The 13727-nt window shown below is 64.5% G+C and carries 15 protein-coding genes; 10 read left to right on the top strand and 5 right to left on the bottom strand.

What is annotated here, in order from left to right:
* Positions 1 to 269: 269 nt before the first annotated feature.
* Complete coding sequence (locus tag EJP69_RS06580) at positions 270 to 938, bottom strand: TetR/AcrR family transcriptional regulator (protein ID WP_093202134.1); 669 nt, start codon at positions 936 to 938, stop codon at positions 270 to 272.
* 94 nt (positions 939 to 1032) lie between these two features.
* Here EJP69_RS06580 and EJP69_RS06575 point away from each other — a divergent pair, with 94 nt between their 5' ends.
* Positions 1033 to 2757 carry a thiamine pyrophosphate-binding protein gene (locus tag EJP69_RS06575; protein ID WP_093202131.1) on the top strand — a complete coding sequence of 575 codons (1725 nt, stop codon included), beginning with the start codon at positions 1033 to 1035 and terminating at the stop codon, positions 2755 to 2757.
* Here EJP69_RS06575 and EJP69_RS06570 read toward each other — a convergent pair.
* Positions 2723 to 3016 carry a hypothetical protein gene (locus EJP69_RS06570; protein WP_093305177.1) on the bottom strand — a complete coding sequence of 98 codons (294 nt, stop codon included), beginning with the start codon at positions 3014 to 3016 and terminating at the stop codon, positions 2723 to 2725. The genes EJP69_RS06575 and EJP69_RS06570 overlap by 35 nt on opposite strands.
* 103 nt (positions 3017 to 3119) lie before the next feature.
* Here EJP69_RS06570 and EJP69_RS06565 point away from each other — a divergent pair, with 103 nt between their 5' ends.
* Positions 3120 to 3899, top strand: a complete 780-nt coding sequence (locus EJP69_RS06565; RefSeq protein WP_126469115.1) for an AraC family transcriptional regulator — start codon at positions 3120 to 3122, stop codon at positions 3897 to 3899.
* A gap of 40 nt (positions 3900 to 3939) precedes the next feature.
* Here EJP69_RS06565 and EJP69_RS06560 read toward each other — a convergent pair whose 3' ends face one another.
* Complete coding sequence (locus EJP69_RS06560; RefSeq protein ID WP_093202124.1) at positions 3940 to 4377, bottom strand: SWIB/MDM2 domain-containing protein; 438 nt, start codon at positions 4375 to 4377, stop codon at positions 3940 to 3942.
* 155 nt (positions 4378 to 4532) lie between these two features.
* The gene (locus tag EJP69_RS06555) at positions 4533 to 5456 is read right to left on the bottom strand and encodes a DMT family transporter (RefSeq protein WP_126469114.1); all 924 of its coding nucleotides are present in this window, start codon (positions 5454 to 5456) and stop codon (positions 4533 to 4535) included.
* A 42-nt stretch (positions 5457 to 5498) separates the two neighbouring features.
* Between EJP69_RS06555 and EJP69_RS06550 the strand changes: the two genes are divergently transcribed.
* Together EJP69_RS06550 and aceA are read left to right on the top strand one after the other, a co-directional pair.
* Positions 5499 to 5912, top strand: a complete 414-nt coding sequence (locus EJP69_RS06550; protein ID WP_093202119.1) for a gamma-glutamylcyclotransferase family protein — start codon at positions 5499 to 5501, stop codon at positions 5910 to 5912.
* Between the two features lie 206 nt (positions 5913 to 6118).
* Positions 6119 to 7450, top strand: a complete 1332-nt coding sequence (gene aceA, locus EJP69_RS06545; RefSeq protein ID WP_093202116.1) for an isocitrate lyase — start codon at positions 6119 to 6121, stop codon at positions 7448 to 7450.
* Positions 7451 to 7528: 78 nt separating this feature from the next.
* On the opposite strand, the gene EJP69_RS06540 is transcribed toward aceA, so the two are convergent.
* Positions 7529 to 8491 carry a GlxA family transcriptional regulator gene (locus EJP69_RS06540; protein ID WP_126469113.1) on the bottom strand — a complete coding sequence of 321 codons (963 nt, stop codon included), beginning with the start codon at positions 8489 to 8491 and terminating at the stop codon, positions 7529 to 7531.
* A 118-nt stretch (positions 8492 to 8609) separates the two neighbouring features.
* Here EJP69_RS06540 and EJP69_RS06535 point away from each other — a divergent pair, with 118 nt between their 5' ends.
* From EJP69_RS06535 to pheS, 6 genes are all read left to right on the top strand, one after another.
* Positions 8610 to 8921 carry a putative quinol monooxygenase gene (locus EJP69_RS06535; protein ID WP_126469112.1) on the top strand — a complete coding sequence of 104 codons (312 nt, stop codon included), beginning with the start codon at positions 8610 to 8612 and terminating at the stop codon, positions 8919 to 8921.
* 219 nt (positions 8922 to 9140) lie between these two features.
* The gene (thrS, locus tag EJP69_RS06530; protein WP_126469111.1) at positions 9141 to 11048 is read left to right on the top strand and encodes a threonine--tRNA ligase; all 1908 of its coding nucleotides are present in this window, start codon (positions 9141 to 9143) and stop codon (positions 11046 to 11048) included.
* Positions 11049 to 11149: 101 nt separating this feature from the next.
* Complete coding sequence (gene infC, locus EJP69_RS06525) at positions 11150 to 11776, top strand: translation initiation factor IF-3 (RefSeq protein ID WP_093202108.1); 627 nt, start codon at positions 11150 to 11152, stop codon at positions 11774 to 11776.
* Positions 11777 to 11934: 158 nt separating this feature from the next.
* Positions 11935 to 12138 carry a 50S ribosomal protein L35 gene (gene rpmI, locus EJP69_RS06520; RefSeq protein ID WP_007832497.1) on the top strand — a complete coding sequence of 68 codons (204 nt, stop codon included), beginning with the start codon at positions 11935 to 11937 and terminating at the stop codon, positions 12136 to 12138.
* Between the two features lie 24 nt (positions 12139 to 12162).
* Positions 12163 to 12522: a 50S ribosomal protein L20 gene (rplT, locus tag EJP69_RS06515; RefSeq protein WP_007832499.1), complete on the top strand. Its 360-nt coding sequence runs from the start codon at positions 12163 to 12165 to the stop codon at positions 12520 to 12522.
* Positions 12523 to 12634: 112 nt separating this feature from the next.
* Entirely contained in the window at positions 12635 to 13711 is a 1077-nt protein-coding gene (gene pheS, locus EJP69_RS06510; protein WP_126469110.1) for a phenylalanine--tRNA ligase subunit alpha, read from the top strand.
* The last annotated feature ends 16 nt before the right edge of the window (positions 13712 to 13727 follow it).

The following is a 13727-nucleotide window of genomic DNA, read 5'->3' as shown; positions in this document are numbered from 1 at the left end:
TCGGGCCGCTTCTTGAATCGATCAATTCACCATTGAGTGAATTATCGATTGTAGGAACGGCCGCGCGGCAGCGTCAACCGGAGCTGCCTAGTGAATACCCGGAGGAGCGGTTCAGTCGTTCGTAGAGGGGATTTGCGCCGCGCGCGGCGCATGAAACTGGCGCAGCCAAGGCCAGGAACACCGTGGAACCGGCTTTGCCGGGCCACCGGTGTTGCCCCCGGAAGGGGGTTGGCGAAGCGACACGAAGTGCGCGAAGCCTGGGGGCGAACCTATTTCAAGACATAGCCCAGGACCAGGTCGGTCATGTGCGAGAGGCGTTGCGCCATCGCCTTGGGCGCACGCAGGTCGCGGCCGAAGATGGCCGACAGCGTGTGGTTGTTCGAGAGGTAGAAGTAGCAGAGCGAGGCGATGGAGATGTAGAGCTGCACCGGGTCCACGCCCGCGCGGAACAGGTCGTCGCGACGGCCGCGCTCCAGCACGGTGTCGAGCAGCTGCACCAGCGGCGAGTTCATTTCCTGGATGCGCTCGGAGCGCTTCAGGTGCGCCGCGCAGTGCAGGTTCTCGCTGTTGAGCAGCGTGATGAACTCGGGGTGCTCGAGGTAGTAGTTCCAGGTGAACGACACCAGCTGGCGGATGGCCTCCACGGGGTCGATCTCTTCGAGGTGCAGGCGCTGCTCGGCTTCGCGGATGTCGGCGTAGACGCGCTCCAGCACGGCGAGGAACAGGTCGTCCTTGCTGCCGAAGTAGTAGTAGATGAGGCGCTTGTTGAGGCCCGCGCGCTCGGCGATGCTGTCCATGCGCGCGCCGGCGAGCCCGCGCGCGGAGAACTCGTCGCGCGCCGAGGCGAGGATGGCGAGTTGCGACCGGTCGGCGTCGCGCGAGCGGGGTTCGATTGCCTCGATGCTGATGTCGGGCGTGGAGTCCTTGGAGGCCTTCATGGCGCGAATTTAACCAATTGGGGAATTAACGCAAGGCGTCTGGAGCGGGCGCACATAATTGCCGAAGACATTTGCAGCTGAGGTTCTACTTTCCATGAGTACATCACAACCCGCCGGCCACCTGATCGTGGAATGCCTGGTCGAACAAGGCATGGAGATCGCGTTCGGCGTGCCCGGCGAGAGCTTTCTTGCGGTGCTCGACGGCTTCCATGCCTACCGCGACCGCACGCGCTTCGTCGTCAACCGGCAGGAGGGCGGCGCGGCCTTCATGGCCGAGGCGCACGGCAAGCTCACCGGGCGACCGGGCGTGTGTTTCGTCACCCGCGGGCCGGGCGCGACCAATGCGTCGATCGGCGTGCACAACGCCTTCCAGGATTCGACGCCGATGGTGCTTTTCGTGGGCGACGTCGGCAGCGACTTCCGCGACCGCGAGGCTTTCCAGGAGGTCGACTACGCCAGCTTCTTCGGCCCGAGCACCAAGGGCTTCGCCAAGCGCGTGGAGCGCATCGACGACGCGAACCGCATTCCCGAGTACATCGCGCGCGCCTTCGCCACCGCGATGAACGGCCGGCCGGGGCCGGTGGTGCTGGTGCTGCCTGAAGACATGCTGCGCAGCGAAACCGCTGCACGGCCGCTGGCGCGCGTGGAGGCGGTGGAGCCCTGGAGCGATCCGGGCGCGCTGCGTACCTTGCGCGAGCTGCTGCTGAAGTCGCAGCGCCCGCTGGTGATCGCCGGCGGCGGCGGCTGGACGACGCAGGCCGCGCAGGCGCTGCAGCGCTTCGCCGAGAACTGGCGGCTGCCGGTGGCGAACGCCTTCCGCTTCCAGGACACCTTCGACAACCACCATCCGCAGTACGCGGGCGACGTCGGTATCGCGATCAACCCGAAGCTCGCGCAGCGCGTGAAGGATGCCGACCTGATCCTGGCCATCGGCCCGCGACTTGGCGAGATGACGACCGGCGGCTACACGCTGCTGGAGGCACCAAAGGCGAAGCAGACGCTGGTGCACATCCATGCGAGCGCCGAGGAGCTCAACCGCGTCTACCAGGCCGACCTGGCGATCAACGCCGGTATGAGCGCGGCCGCGCGCAGCCTGGAGGTGCTGAGCGCGCCACCGACGCTGCCGTGGGAAGACTGGACGCTGCAGGCCCGTGCCGACTACGAAGCCAACCTCGTGCCGCAGGCGCTGGCCGGCATGCCCGCCGAGACGCCGCGCGGGGCGGTCGACATGGCGGCGGTCGTCGCGCTGCTGCAGAAGCACTTGCCGGCGGACGCGGCCATCACCAACGGTGCTGGCAACTTCGCGAGCTGGGTGCATCGCTACTTCAGCTACCACGGCCTCGCCAAGGGCGCGAAGACGCAACTGGCGCCGACCAGCGGAGCGATGGGCTATGGCGTGCCGGCCGGCATTGCGGCCAACCTGGCGACGGGGCGTGTGGCCTTCACGATTGCGGGCGATGGCGATTTCCTGATGACGGGGCAGGAGCTGGCGACGGCTTCGCAGCACGGCGGCAAGAGCATCATCGTGCTGCTCAACAACGGCATGTTCGGCACGATCCGCATGCACCAGGAGCGCGAGTATCCCGAGCGCACCAGCGGCACGGCGCTGCGCAACCCCGACTTCTGCGGGCTTGCGCGCGCTTATGGCTACGCGGCCGAGCGGGTGACGGAAACGGCGCAGTTCGAAGCGGCGCTGCTGCGCGCGCTGGAGGCAGACACCGGCACGCTGATCGAGATCCCGCTGGACCCCGAAGTCATCACCACGCGCGGCACGCTGTCGTCGATCACGCGCTCGGCGAAGCAGCAGGCGCAGGGCTGAGCGCGGCGCGATGGCGGTCGACCTCCTCGCGCAGGGTTGGCGAGCGCAGTTCGAATACGTCGAACAGGCCGAGCGCGTCGAGGGTGGGGATCAGCGCGACCAGGTCCTGCCCGGCGGCTTGCCTGTCCGCGGCCGATGCGTCCGCGTCCTCGAGGATCCGCACGTTGGCGAGGAAGGCGCCGACCGATCCCTTGCGCAATGTGCGGCCGTTGATGACGGTGAAGTCGTCGCCGTCGGGGAGTACGTCCTGGGCTTTCATGGATGCTGTTCCTTGATGGGAGTGAAGATGGGTTCGATGCTAGGCAGCAGGGCGCATCCGGGCTTGCGGCGCGGGGCCAATCGATATCTCCGGCGGGCCATCCATGGCTGACGAAGCTCCCGCAAGACTCTGGATCACGGCTTACAAGGCGCCGCGCGTCACGGGCTATCACTCGCACGACACCGGCCAACTCTTCGCGTTGCGTGAGGGTCTGCAGGTCATCGAGACGCCTTCGGGGCGTTGGGTTCAGCCGCCGGGATGGATCGGCTGGATAGCGCCTCGCTGTGCCCATGCGGCCCAGAGCTTCGGTGCCACCGCGGGCTGGAGCCTGCACATCGATCCGGCGGCTGCCGCCGCGTTGCCGGACGGGCCGCATGTGTTCGCCGTCACGCCGCTGATGCAGGCGCTGGTGGACCGGCTGACGTCGCTGGATGCTCCTGAGCCCCTGCTGGAGCCACGAAGGGCGCGTCTGGTGGCTGTGCTGGTCGATGAGCTGGCTGCGAGCGGCGAGGCATCGCTGCACCTGCCGATGCCGCAGGACAGGCGCCTTGCTTCGATGGCGGCGGCGCTGGCCGACGATCCAGCGCTTCCGGACGGCATCGACGAATGGGCCGATCGCATCGGCATGGCGCGAAGGACGCTCACGCGTCGCTTCGCCGCGGAGACGGGGCTGAGCTTTGCGCAATGGCGTCAGCAGGCGCGGTTGCTGAAGGCCGTCGAACTGCTGAGCCTGCGAGAGCCGGTGACGGCGGTGGCGTTGACGGTGGGCTACAGCTCGGTGAGTGCCTTCATAGAGGCCTTCCGCAAGCACTTCGGCCGCACGCCTGCGCGCTTCTTCGAGGAGGGCGTGGCCTTGTCGCAGGCGAAAAAAAAGCCCGCATGAAGCGGGCTTTTTGATTCAGGAGCTCGAGGCCCCTGAGCGCTTACTTGACGTGCTTGCCGATCAGCGCGGCCAGTTCGAACATCGACACTTGGGCCTTGCCGAAGATTTCCTTCAGCTTGGCGTCGGCGTTGATGTTGCGCTTGTTGGCCTTGTCCTGAAGGTTGTTCTTCTTGATGTAGTCCCACAGCTTGCTCACGACAGCGGTGCGCGGCAGCGGCGTGGAGCCGACGACGGCGGCCAGTGCCGGGCTGGGGGTCAGTGCCTTCATGAACGCGGCGTTGGGAGTGCGCTTCTTGGCGGGAGCGGCCTTCTTTGCGGGGGCCTTCTTGGCAGGAGCCTTCTTCGCCGGTGCGGCCTTCTTTGCAGGAGCAGCCTTCTTGGCCGGTGCAGCCTTCTTTGCAGGAGCCGCCGCCTTCTTTGCGGGAGCGGCCTTTTTCGCCGGAGCTTTCTTGGCCGGAGCCTTCTTTGCAGTTGCCATGGTTGATTTCCTTTTTTGGTTGAACAGTCACCAATGAAAAACTTGCGTCTCCAGTGGCAATGCGGATGCTAAAGGAGAAAAAACGCGTTTCCAAGGGAAAAAGCGCTTTTTTCATTGGGAGTTGTTGTTTTTTCAGAGGGGAGAAGGCCTCTTTTTCACGTTCGGCGCCCGGGCCACGTCGCGAGCACCACGCCGATGAGCGCAACGACGAACGCAATCAGCTGTGGGGAAGAGAGGCTTTCGCCGAGCACGAGCACGCCCACGAGGGCCGCGCTCACCGGCAGCAGCACGGCGAAAACACCCGCTTGTGCGGCTGGTACGTGGCGAAGTCCGGTCATCCACAACCACACGGTCCAGATGCTCGCGGCGAGTGCGTAGGCCACCAGCAGTGCCCAGGTGCCGAAGCGCACCGCGGTGAAATCGAACTGCAGCGCAAACCAGATGCCGAAGGGCATCGACAGCACGAAGCCCCAGAGGTTGATGAGCGAGGCGATGCGCTTCGGTCCGAGGCGTCCCGTGAGCGACTTGCCGATCACGGCGTAGGCCGTCTCGCAGAGCACCGCGCAGAACACGAGCAGGTCGCCGAGCCACGGCATCGACGTGGAAGAAGCGGTGGGCGATGCCGGTGCGTGTGCCGGCGACAGCGCCAGCAGCCCGATGCCGATTGCCGCGCACGCGATGGCCAGTCCGATGCGCACCGTGATGCGCTCGCGCAGGAAGAGCCAGCTCGCGACGGCAACGCAGGCAGGGATCGACGCCATGATCACGCCCGCCGATACCGCGCTCGTGAGGCTCACGCCGAACAGCATGCAGATCGAGAACATGAAGTTGCCGAGGAACGATTCCAGGAACACGAGCCAGCGGGTGCGCGACGTCATCGGCGGTTCGTCGGGCGCTCGCTTGAGCCAGTGCGGCATGGCCAGCGCAGCGATGCCGAAGCGCAGCCACGCGAGCAGCAGCACCGGAAAGGCGGCGACGAGGGGCTTGGAAAGGGCAACGTAGCCGCCGACGAGCGACATGCTCAGGGCCAGGCAGCCGTAGGCCACGAGGCGGCCTGATGCGTGGGCAGGGGAGTTCAATAGACTGAAGTGTTGTTGTTGCGAAGGAAGGAAGCGGTTTCGATGATGCCCCACGTTTTTGTTTACGGCACGCTGCGTCGCGGCGGCCGCAACGACATCGCGCGCTACCGGCCCGCGCCCTTGCTCGTTGGCGAGGCGGAGATCGCCGGCACGCTGTACGACCTCGGTGCCTATCCCGGCGTCGTGCTCGGCGGTGGAAGGCAGGTGAAGGGCGAGGTCTACGTGATCGAGCCGGCGGTCGAGGCGGCGCTCGACGTGCTGGAAGAAGTGGCGGACGACGATTCGGGCGAATACATCAAGCGTCGGGTGCGCGTGGAGGTGGATGGGCAGTGGCTCGATTGCCTGGTCTACGAGATCCATCCGACGCGCATTGCGGGCCGCCGCGTGATCGAAAGCGGCGACTGGATCGCGCATGCGGCGTTGGGCGGAGCATCGTTTTCACAACCGAAAGATTGATTGCGCATTGCGGAATCGTGGGCTGCTGCGCCGCAATATTTTTTCTCGATATGAGAAAAATAATTTTGTATTGAGGAATATCTCCGTAACTTGTTGATTTTGTTGAGTGAAAAATATGTCTTCTATAAGACATAAGAGTCCGGCGGGGAGTTACAGTAACTCCACGGCCGCAGCGCCCAACCTTCAATCAACCTCACGGAGTGACCATGCCCCAGACCCTCACAGAACAACTGAGCCGCGAACAGCAAATCGCCGCACTCGAGAAAGAATGGGCCACCGACCCCCGCTGGAAGGGCGTCAAGCGCGGCTACAGCGCAGCCGACGTCGTGCGCCTGCGCGGTTCTTTCCCCATCGAGCACACGCTGGCCAAGCGCGGCGCCGAGAAGCTCTGGGAAAAGATCAACGGCGGCGCCAAGAAGGGCTACGTGAACGCCTTCGGCGCGATCTCCGCCGGCCAGGCGATGCAGCAGGCCAAGGCCGGCCTCGAGGCCGTGTACCTGTCGGGCTGGCAGGTCGCCGCCGACGGCAACACCTCCGAGACGATGTACCCCGACCAGTCGCTCTACGCCTACGACTCGGTGCCGACGATGGTCCGTCGCATCAACAACACCTTCCGCCGCGCCGATGAAATCCAGTGGGGCCGTGGCATCAACCCCGGCGACAAGGAGTTCATCGATTACTTCCTGCCCATCGTGGCCGACGCGGAAGCCGGTTTCGGCGGCGTGCTCAACGCCTTCGAACTCATGAAGAACATGATCACGGCTGGCGCTGCCGGCGTGCACTTCGAAGACCAGCTGGCTGCCGTGAAGAAGTGCGGCCACATGGGCGGCAAGGTGCTCGTGCCGACGCAGGAAGCCTGCGAGAAGCTGATCGCCGCGCGCTTCGCCGCCGACGTGCTGGGCGTGCCGACCATCGTCCTGGCCCGTACCGACGCGGAAGCCGCGAACCTGATCACTTCCGATCACGACGCCAACGACAAGCCGTTCCTGACCGGCGAACGCACGCAGGAAGGCTTCTACCGCGTCAAGAACGGCCTGGAGCAAGCCATCAGCCGCGGCGTGGCCTACGCTCCGTACGCCGACCTGGTGTGGTGCGAAACCGGCGTGCCCGACATCGGCTTTGCGCGCGAATTCGCGCAAGCCGTGCACGCCGCCTGCCCGGGCAAGCTGCTGTCGTACAACTGCTCGCCTTCCTTCAACTGGAAGAAGAACCTCGACGACAAGCAGATCGCTTCGTTCCAGGAAGACCTGTCGGCGCTGGGCTACAAGTACCAGTTCATCACGCTGGCCGGCATCCACGTCAACTGGTTCAACACCTTCCAGTTCGCCCACGCCTACGCTCGCGGCGAAGGCATGAAGCACTACGTGAACATGGTCCAGGAACCCGAGTTCGCGGCGCGCGACAAGGGCTACACCTTCGTGTCGCACCAGCAGGAAGTGGGCGCCGGTTACTTCGACGACGTGACCACCGTGATCCAGGGCGGCTCGTCCAGCGTGAAGGCGCTGACGGGTTCGACCGAGGAAGAGCAGTTCCACTGATTCGACGGACGGATTTTTCGCTGTCACTTTCAGCCCGGCCGCGTGCCGGGCTTTTTTGTTGCTGCGTCCGCCGCGAAGTCAGGCTTCGAGCCGCACTTCGCGCACGCCGCGTCCAAGACGCTGGCGCAGCAGGGTGCGCAGCGTGACGCCGTCGGCGTAGCCGACCATGCCGGCGATCTGCTCGAGGCTCTTGTCGCTGGTCTTGAGCAGGTGCACGGCGCGCTCGACGCGCAGATCCTGCACGTAGGAAAGCGGGCTCTTGCCCAGCACCTGCTGCATGCGTCGGGCCAGCGTGCGCTTGCTCGTGCCGGCGGCCTGCGCGGCCTCGTCGAGCGAGAAGCCGTCGGCCAGCCGGCCGCGCGCCCATCGCTCGAAGCGCTCCACCAGCGGGTCGGAGTGAGAGAGGTGGTCGGAGATCACATAGGCCGATTGCGAGGGCCGCGAATCGACGATCAGGTAGCGCGCGACCAGCGTGGCGAGCTCGGGGCTTGCCTGGCGCACGATCCACAGCGCCAGGTCGACATGGCTCAGCGCCGCGCCGGCCGTGACCAGGTGGCCGGAGCTGACCAGCATTCGCGAGTCTTCCAGCTGCACGCCGGGGTAGCGCTGGCGGAACAGCGTGGCGAGCCACCATGTGGTGGTCGCCTTGTGCCGGTCGAGCACGCCCGACTCGGCCAGCACGAAGGTGCCGATGCAGGCGGCGGCCACGTTGGCGTTTCTGTCCGAGCGTTCTTTGAGCGCGGCGCAGGCGTCGCGCACGTCGGCGCGGCGCAACGCGGGCTCGAGTGTCTCGGGCATCTTGCAGCCCAGGGCGGGGACGATCAGCCAGTCGGCCGTTGCCGTGTCTAGTGCGCGAGCCACCGGAACCGCGAAGCCCTGCGAGGTTCGCACGCGCTTGCGAACGCCCGTCAGCGTGACTTCGAACGGTGCCACGTCGAGCTGCAGCATCGCCGTGAGTTCGTTGGCGGTGGTGAACACGTCGAGCACCGTGGACAGGCCGGTGTCGAACACGCCGTCGAGGGCGAGTATGTCGAGCTTCATGGCCATAACGATATCAAAGATGTCAAAAATGCCAATGGATCCAAGGGCGACGGCTGCCTAGAGTTCATGCCAACGCCGCTCAATGTCGCGCGCCGTTCAACACTCAGGAGATTGACCCATGATCAAGTACGCACTGTTTGCCCGCCTCGAAGCCAAGCCGGGCAAGGAAGGCGATGTCGAGAAGTTCCTGGAAGCAGGCCTCGCCATGGCCCGCGACGAGAAGACAACGCCGATCTGGTTTGCGCTGCGCCTGTCGCCGACCACCTTCGGCGTGTTCGATGCATTCGAGAACGAGGCGGGGCGCCAGGCACACCTGACCGGCCCGATCGCCCAGGCGCTGATGGCGAAGGCTCCCGAGCTGTTTGCCGCGCCGCCGTCGATCGAGCCCATCGAAGTGTTGGGACTCAAGAACGCCGCGCCTGCGTCCTGAAGCGGGCAAAGGCTAGAATCGCTGTCTCTGCACTCAACAAGAGCGAGAAAGGCACCTTGGTTATGACACCGCGAACTACCCCGCAAGGATTCAGCGGCTTTTTCTTCACTGAAGGAAAAGGCCGGTAGCCCCGCGCTCGCTGGTTTCTTCCAGCTCCACGACCAAGCAAAGCGCGGCATCCACCGCGCTTTTTTGTTTTTCTCCCCGAGGTTTCTTCAAATGATCCAGATCACGCTCCCCGACAACTCGCGCCGCGAGTTCCCCGGCCCGGTTTCGGTGGCCGAAGTCGCCCAGTCCATCGGTCCCGGCCTGGCCAAGATGACGGTGGCCGGCAAGGTCGACGGCAGGCTCGTCGATGCCAGCGACGTCATCGACCATGACGCGAAGCTGCAGATCATCACGCCCAAGGACGAAGAGGGCCTGGAGATCATCCGTCACTCGACGGCCCACCTGGTCGGCCATGCGGTGAAGCAGCTCTACCCGACGGCCAGGATGGTGATCGGGCCCGTGATCGAGGAGGGCTTCTACTACGACATCGCCTACGAGCGCCCCTTCACGCCCGAGGACATGGCGGCCATCGAGGCGCGCATGCGCGAGCTGATCGCGCAGGACTACGACGTGGTCAAGAAGATGACGCCGCGTGCCGAAGTCATCGAAGTCTTCAAGTCGCGCGGCGAGGACTACAAGCTGCGCCTCGTCGAAGACATGCCCGACGAACAGTCCATGGGCCTGTACTACCACCAGGAATACGTCGACATGTGCCGCGGCCCGCACGTGCCGAACACGCGCTTCCTGAAGGTCTTCAAGCTCACGAAGCTGGCCGGCGCCTACTGGCGCGGCGACGCCAAGAACGAGCAGCTGCAGCGCGTCTACGGCACGGCCTGGGCCGACAAGAAGCAGCTCGACCAGTACATCCAGCGCATCGAGGAAGCCGAGAAGCGCGACCATCGCCGGCTGGGCAAGGAGCTCGACCTGTTCCACATCGACGAAGTGGCGCCGGGCGTGGTGTTCTGGCACCCGAAGGGCTGGGCCATCTGGCAGGCGGTCGAGCAGTACATGCGCAACATCTACCGCGACACGGGCTACTGGGAAGTGAAGGGCCCGCAGATCCTCGACAAGAGCTTGTGGGAGAAGACGGGCCACTGGCAGAACTATCGCGACAACATGTTCACGACGGAGTCGGAAAAGCGCGAGTACGCGCTGAAGCCGATGAACTGCCCGGGCCACGTGCTGATCTTCAAGAGCGACCTGCGCAGCTACCGCGACCTGCCGCTGCGCTACGGCGAGTTCGGCCAGTGCCACCGCAACGAGCCCAGCGGCGCGCTGCACGGCATCATGCGCGTGCGCGGCTTCACGCAGGACGACGGACACATCTTCTGCACGGAAGACCAGATCCTCGACGAGTGCATTGCCTATACGGCGCAGTTGCAGAAGGTCTATGCCGACTTCGGCTTCACGGACATCCTCTACAAGGTCGCCACGCGTCCCGAGAATCGCGTCGGTTCCGACGAGCTGTGGGACAAGGCCGAGCATGCGGTGATGGAATCGCTGCGCCGCTCGGGCGTCGACTTCGTCATTGCGCCTGGTGACGGTGCGTTCTACGGCCCGAAGATCGAGTACACGCTGCGCGATGCCATCGGCCGCCAGTGGCAGTGCGGCACGATGCAGGTCGACTTCAACACGGCCGAGCGCCTGGGCGGCGAATACGTGACGGAATCGAGCGGCCGCGCGCACCCCGTGATGCTGCATCGCGCGATCGTCGGCAGCCTGGAGCGCTTCATCGGCATGCTGATCGAGCACCACTCCGGCGCCATGCCCGCGTGGCTCGCTCCGGTGCAGGTGGCGGTGCTCAACATCAGCGAAGGACAGGCCGATTACGCTTCGGAAGTTGCGAAAGCGCTGCAAAATCAAGGGCTTAGGGTCCAGCTTGACCTGCACAACGAAAAGATTACGTATAAAATACGGAAGCATTCGTTGCAAAAGCTCCCTTATATCGTTGTCGTGGGCGACAAGGAAAAGGAAGCAGGTGCCGTCGCAGTGCGCGCCCGAGGCAATCAAGACCTCGGTGCAATGTCCCTCGAATCGTTCGTGCAACGGCTCGTCCAGGATGTTGCCGACAAGCGTTGATTTGTCCTCGGAACACCCCATATGTTTCCCTGCCAAATCGTGCCGCTTGTCCGCGAGGGCTGAGCGGTTTTCGCTACAGATTTTGTAGCAAATTTTGAAGGATTCCGACCATCGCTACTGCATTCCGCGACCGCCGCCACCGCGAGGAACGCCAACACCGCCTGAACCGGGAAATCATGGCCCCGGAAGTCCGCCTGATCGGCCCGGATAACGAGCAATTGGGTGTCGTGAGTCTTGCCGAGGCTCTACGCCTTGCCGGTGAGCAGGACGTGGATCTGGTTGAGGTCGTCGCGGCGGCCAATCCGCCGGTGTGTCGCCTGATCGAGTACGGCAAGTTCAAGTACCACGAGCAGAAGAAGGCGGCCGAGGCGAAGTCGAAGCAGAAGGTCATCGAGGTCAAGGAAATCAAGTTCCGGCCCGGTACCGACGATGGCGACTACAACATCAAGATGCGCAATATCCGGCGCTTTCTTGATGACGGCGACAAATGCAAGATCACGCTGCGCTTCCGCGGCCGCGAGATCACGCACCAGGAGCTGGGTCTGGCACTGCTGCAGCGCATTCGCGACGAGCTGGGCGATACGATCCTCGTCGAGCAGTTCCCGAAGCTCGAAGGCCGGCAGATGATCATGATGATCGCGCCGGGTCGCAAGAAGCCGGGTGGCGGTGCGCCGAAGCCGGCGGCAGACGCCGGTGCCGCACCGGCAGCGGCTCCCGCCGCGGCCTGAGTGGCCAGGGGCGCAGTAGAGAGGTTTTGAAGGGATTTCGCCTTTGCCCGCACTTCGCAAGAAGCGCAGGCAGGGGCGGGATGAAGAAGTGTCTCGGGGCCAACAAGTCCGTGGAGCATCCATGGCGCCTCACGAGCACAAACTAAAGGAGCATTCACATGCCCAAAATGAAGACCAAGAGCAGCGCGAAAAAACGTTTCCGCGTTCGTCCCGGTGGCACCGTCAAGCGCGGTCAAGCCTTCAAGCGTCACATCCTGACGAAGAAGACCACCAAGAATAAGCGTCACCTGCGTGGTGCAGTCGCAGTGCACGAGACCAACATGGTTTCCGTCGCCGCCATGCTGCCCGGCCGTGGCATCTAACTCAGACGAACAAGGAGTACACACATGCCTCGCGTCAAACGTGGTGTAACGGCTCGCGCCCGCCACAAGAAAGTTCTCGCACTCGCCAAGGGTTTCCGCGGTCGCCGCGGCAATGTCTTCCGCGTCGCCAAACAGGCGGTGATGAAGGCAGGCCAATACGCCTACCGTGACCGCCGTACCAAGAAGCGCGTGTTCCGTCAGCTGTGGATCGCGCGTATCAACGCCGCCTCGCGTGAACTGGGCCTGACCTACAGCCAGTTCGCCAACGGCATCCGCAAGGCCGGTATCGAGATCGACCGCAAGATGCTTGCGGACATCGCCGTGCACGACAAGGCCGCTTTTGCCGGCATCGTGGAGCAGGTCAAGGCCAAGCTGGCTGCTTGATTCTGCACAGCAGGGTGCCGCCTCCGGGCGGCTTCCTGCGCCCACGGCTCAAGGGCTGGCGCTTGAAAAGGCTCCAGCTCTTTTTTATTTCCCCTCGAAGATTTTTGTTGCTATGAACGAGTTGGACTCCCTGGTCGACACCGCACGCGCCGCCTTCGCCGAAGCGAAGACGCCCGCAGAGCTCGAAAACGCCAAGGCCCAGTTCCTCGGCAAGTCGGGCCGCATCACCGAGCTGATGAAGGGCATGGCCGCGCTGAGTGTCGAAGAGAAGAAGTCCCGCGGTGCCGCCATCAACGTCGCCAAACAGGCCATCGAAGCCGCGCTGACCGACCGCCGCCAACAGCTGGCCGACGACGAACTCTCGCTGCAACTTCGCGCCGAGGCGCTCGACGTGAGCCTGCCCGGCCGCCGCCGTATCTCCGGCGGACTGCACCCCGTGAGCCGCACCCTGGAGCGCATCGAGGAGATCTTCTCGAGCATGGGCTTCGATGTGGCCGACGGCCCCGAGATCGAGAGCGACTGGCACAGCTTCACCTCGCTCAACAACCCGCCGAACCATCCTGCGCGCTCGATGCAGGACACCTTCTACGTCGACCTGAATGGCGACGACGGCATCCCTTACAACCTGCGTCCGCACACCAGCCCGATGCAGGTGCGCTATGCGCATCAGCACATCAAGAAATACGCCGCCGAGTTCGCGGCAGCCGCGGCCGACACCACCGGCACCGTGAAGGCACCCGAGATCCGCGTGATCGCGCCCGGCCGCACCTACCGCGTCGACAGTGACGCCACCCACTCGCCCATGTTCCACCAGTGCGAAGGCCTGTGGCTCGGCGAGAACGTGAGCTTCAAGGACCTGAAGGTCGTCTTCACCGACTTCTGCCGCACCTTCTTCGAGCGCGACGACCTCGTGCTGCGCTTCCGCCCGAGCTTCTTTCCGTTCACCGAGCCGAGCGCCGAGATCGACATCCAGTTCGCGAGCGGCCCTCTGGCCGGCCGCTGGCTCGAGGTGTCGGGTTCGGGCCAGGTGCATCCGAACGTGGTGCGCAACATGGGCCTCGACCCCGAGCGCTACATCGGCTTCGCCTTCGGCATGGGCCCCGACCGGCTCACGATGCTGCGCTATGGCGTGAACGACCTGCGCCTCTTCTTCGACGGCGACCTGCGTTTCCTCTCGCAGTTCCAGTAAGCAGCACCCCATCACA

Source organism: Variovorax gossypii (assembly GCF_003965815.1).
Classification (GTDB): Bacteria; Pseudomonadota; Gammaproteobacteria; order Burkholderiales; family Burkholderiaceae_C; genus Variovorax; species Variovorax gossypii.
This window is presented reverse-complemented; position numbering and strand designations above follow the sequence as displayed.